We start from the raw sequence: 3,507 nt of genomic DNA on the forward strand, positions 1-3,507 counted from the left end.
TTCGACCCGCACCCGAAACTCCCGCGCCGACCGCACCGACCGCGCCGACGAGACGACCGCCGCCGGCCATGCCGTCGAGGAGTGTCCCGAATGCGGCGGGCGAACCGAAGCCGACAGCGCCGAGCGCGCCTGCGTCGACTGCGGACTCGTCATCGAGGCGGACCGGATCGATCACGGCCCCGAGTGGCGGTCGTTCGCGGACGACGACACCGATCCGAAACGGACGGGGGCCCCGTTGACGCGGTCCCGCCACGACCGCGGGCTCTCGACCGAGATCGGCCGCTCGACCCGGCTCAAGGGTCGCAAGCGCCGGCAGATGGCTCGGATGCGCACCCAGCACAACCGCGCGCGGATCTCCACGAAACGCGACCGGAACAAGGTGTACGCCTACACCGAGATCCGGCGGCTCACCGGCGCGCTGGAGCTGCCGACGAGCCTCCGTGACACCGCCTGCGCGCTGTTCGACTCCGCGCAGTCCGAGAGCCTGCTTCGGGGACGCTCGCTGGAGGGCTTCGCGGCCGCCTGCGTCTACGTCGCCTGCCGCACCGCCGACGTCGCTCGGACCGTCGGCGAGGTGTGTGCGGAGGCGAAGGCGACCGAGGCGGAACACCGCGCGGCCTTCGACGCGATGAACCGCGAACTCGGCCTCCCGATCGGTCCGGCCGCTCCGGCCGAGTACCTCCCGCGGTTCGCGAGCGACCTCGACGTCTCCTCGACCGTCGAGGCGCGTGCCCGCGAACTCGCCGACCGCGCCGTCGAGGACGGCATCGCGAACGGCCGCAATCCGGTCGGCGTCGCCGCCGCCTGCCTGTACACCGCGGCGCGCCAGTGCGACGTCGACTGTACCCAACGGGACGCCGCCGACGTCGCGGGCGTCACCCCCGTGACGATCCGCCGGACGTACGTCGAACTGCGCGAGGAGTAGCCGATATCGACCCGAACGTCTTCGGGATCAGGGGTACCCGACTCGATCTCGAACCCCCGTCCATGCCGAACTTCCCGTCCCCGTTCGCGTCCGACGACGGCGATCCGTTCGACGACTACGACGAGTTCGTTCCGGACCACCTTCCTCGGCCGGGGGCGTTCCTCGAGGGCCACGACGTCCTCGACGGGGAGGACCACGTTGCGTTCCACCGAGCCACCCGCGACTGCTTCGAGGAACGGACGGTGTACGACATGACGTTCGACTACAACCTGGCTCGATTGAACCTGGACACCCGCCACGAGAGCGCCGGATATCGCTACGCGATCGAGCGTGGCGGCGGAGATGGAACGAGCGATACCGTCGATCGCGAGGGGGTCGATCGCGTTCTCCGCGCGGAGTTCACGCCGACGACTCCGTTCTGTCCGCAGACGCACACGCTGACGATCGGATCGTTTCGGGCGTGGAACGGACTCTCCAACCGCCACGAGTACGACCTCGTCCGCGTCCGTACGGCCCCGATGCACCACGGGAGCGAGGCGATCAACGATCGGCTCGCGGAACTCGAGACGACCTACCTCGAGACCGGGGACCTGACCGCCGTTCCCGAGGAGGAGTCCGGGGCCCGACCGACCCCGACGGAGCGTCCGATGACCGGCACGGAGCCGGGCCGTGGTTCCACCGACGCGCCGTTCTGAGGACTCGTCGTCCCGCTAGCGGGAACGTCACCGGCCCGATATCGCGAAAAAACGACGGACGAGCCGTCGTCCGTGACGCCCGCCGGACGGCCGCGACCGCGTCAGCGGGGGACCGCGACGGGGGGCGGCCGAGCGCCGATCGGGGGCAGCGGTCGGCGTCGGCCGGAGGGGAACGGAGGGCAGGGAGGGCGTCGCACCCGCCCGACGGGGCGTCACGCGTTCGTATCGACGTCCGGGGGATGATTCTACGTTAGCCGTGGATAGTCCGGACGATCCGTACAATACGCACGAACCGACTGGACCGACCGGGGCGTCTCGGCGTCTCGATGACCCTCGGGTGGCCCGCGGACGACCTCAGTTCGTCTCGAGCTTGTGTTTGAACGCGAAGAACACGCGTCGGCCGGTCTCGGTGAGGTGGACCGTGTCCGAGCGGCCGACGTCCTCCAACTCGACGTAGCCGCGGTCCCGGAGCGGCGAGAGCACGTGCGTCTCGAGCGCGCGGTACTTCGCGGTCCGGCTCTCCCCGGCCTCGCGGAGGAACGCGAGGTCGCGCTCGCGGGCCCACTCGATCAGGTTCCACTTGTCGGTCGTCAGGTTCCGGTCGGTCCGATCCCGGAGACGACCGAGCACCGCGACCTGGTCCGCCGTCGGTGCGTCCATCGGATACAGCGGGAGGTCGACCGTCGCCGCGACGCCCGCCGTGAGCGGCGTCTCCGCTACGTCGTGTCGCTGGACCTCCGGCTCGACGCTGTAGGGTCGCGCGCCGACGACCATACACGCGATGGCGACGCCGACCGCGGCGACCCGCGGGCCGGTCGAGACGTTGGCGAACAGTCGGTCGCCGTCGGGTTCGCCGGCGTCGTGACGGGCGGCGACGGTGGTCGTCACGCCGAGCACGTCGTACACGTCCGCGAGCTCGACGGGCAGCGCGCGGACCTCGGCGAACTCGGCCGCCTCCGCCCACGCGTCGCGCTGGTAGTCGGTCAGTCGATCGACGTCGACGCGGCAGCCGTCGGGGCCGGCGGCGGCCGCCTCGAAGTCGACCGAGCCGCGGTCGGCCTCGCGGTCGGGTGAGTCCGCGAGCAGGTACGCCACGTCCGCGCCGTGGCTGCGGAGGGGTTCGACGACCCGGTCGTGCTCGTGGCCGAGCGGCACGACGTGGACGCGCCGTTCGGCGACGCGGGGGACCGTTGTGTCCATGTCACCGTCTCCCCGCGGAGGTGGCTTAAATCGTCCCGAAGCGTGGCGGTCGAGCGTCGCCCGCGGCGACCGCGGCAGAGACGACCACTCCGGGGCCGACGCGCGTCGGGGGCGGGTCCGGACTCCTCCGGAGCCCTCGGGACCGATCACGTGACGTGGGGACGGATACCACGAAAACCGTTAAGCCCGGCTGTCGCCTACGGAGCGACATGAGCGCTGACCGGTCCGCGTTACGGCGGGCCATCGAGCGCGGCGAACGGGACGGCGGGGCGATCGAGTTCAAGGAGCGACTCACCCGCGAGGTACACCTGGCCGACGGCCGAATGGAGTCGCTCGTGGCGCAGCTCCGCCACCGGGTGCTCTCGGGCGACGGCGAGGCGACGTACGTCCTCGGCGTCACCGACGACGGCGGACTCGCGGGGATCGCCCCCGACGCCTTCTCGGAGACGATGGACGTCCTCTCGCTGCTCGCCGAGGAGGCGGACGCCCACATCGCCGACGTGGAGACGTGGAGCGCGGGGGCCGACGGCGCTGGCGACACCGCGGGGCTCGTCGGGCTCGCGACCGTCCGGGAGGGCGGGATGTTCGAGGCCGACGACGACCACCTCGTGGTCGGGACGGCCGGCCACGTCGACCACGGGAAGTCGACGCTCGTCGGGACGCTCGTCACGGGTCGCGCCGACGACG

Annotated in this window: 3 protein-coding genes and 1 pseudogene; 3 read left to right on the forward strand and 1 reads right to left on the reverse strand. The window is 71.5% G+C overall.

Translation table 11 applies throughout. The features are described 5' to 3' along the window. A partial coding sequence (locus OKW78_RS16460; RefSeq protein ID WP_281196139.1) for a transcription initiation factor IIB family protein occupies positions 1-925 on the forward strand: 925 nt, incomplete at its 5' end. Between the two features lie 62 nt (positions 926-987). Beyond that, complete coding sequence (locus tag OKW78_RS16465) at positions 988-1,620, forward strand: hypothetical protein (protein ID WP_281196140.1); 633 nt, start codon at positions 988-990, stop codon at positions 1,618-1,620. 354 nt (positions 1,621-1,974) lie between these two features. Here OKW78_RS16465 and OKW78_RS16470 read toward each other — a convergent pair whose 3' ends face one another. Beyond that, positions 1,975-2,820, reverse strand: a complete 846-nt coding sequence (locus tag OKW78_RS16470; RefSeq protein ID WP_281196141.1) for a DUF6293 family protein — start codon at positions 2,818-2,820, stop codon at positions 1,975-1,977. A gap of 209 nt (positions 2,821-3,029) precedes the next feature. On the opposite strand from OKW78_RS16470, the pseudogene OKW78_RS16475 reads away from it, so the two are divergent. Beyond that, positions 3,030-3,507, forward strand: a pseudogene (locus OKW78_RS16475) (GTP-binding protein); the annotation flags it as partial.

The sequence above is a fragment of the Halorubrum sp. F4 genome, from assembly GCF_027257195.1.
Taxonomy (GTDB): Archaea; Halobacteriota; Halobacteria; order Halobacteriales; family Haloferacaceae; genus Halorubrum.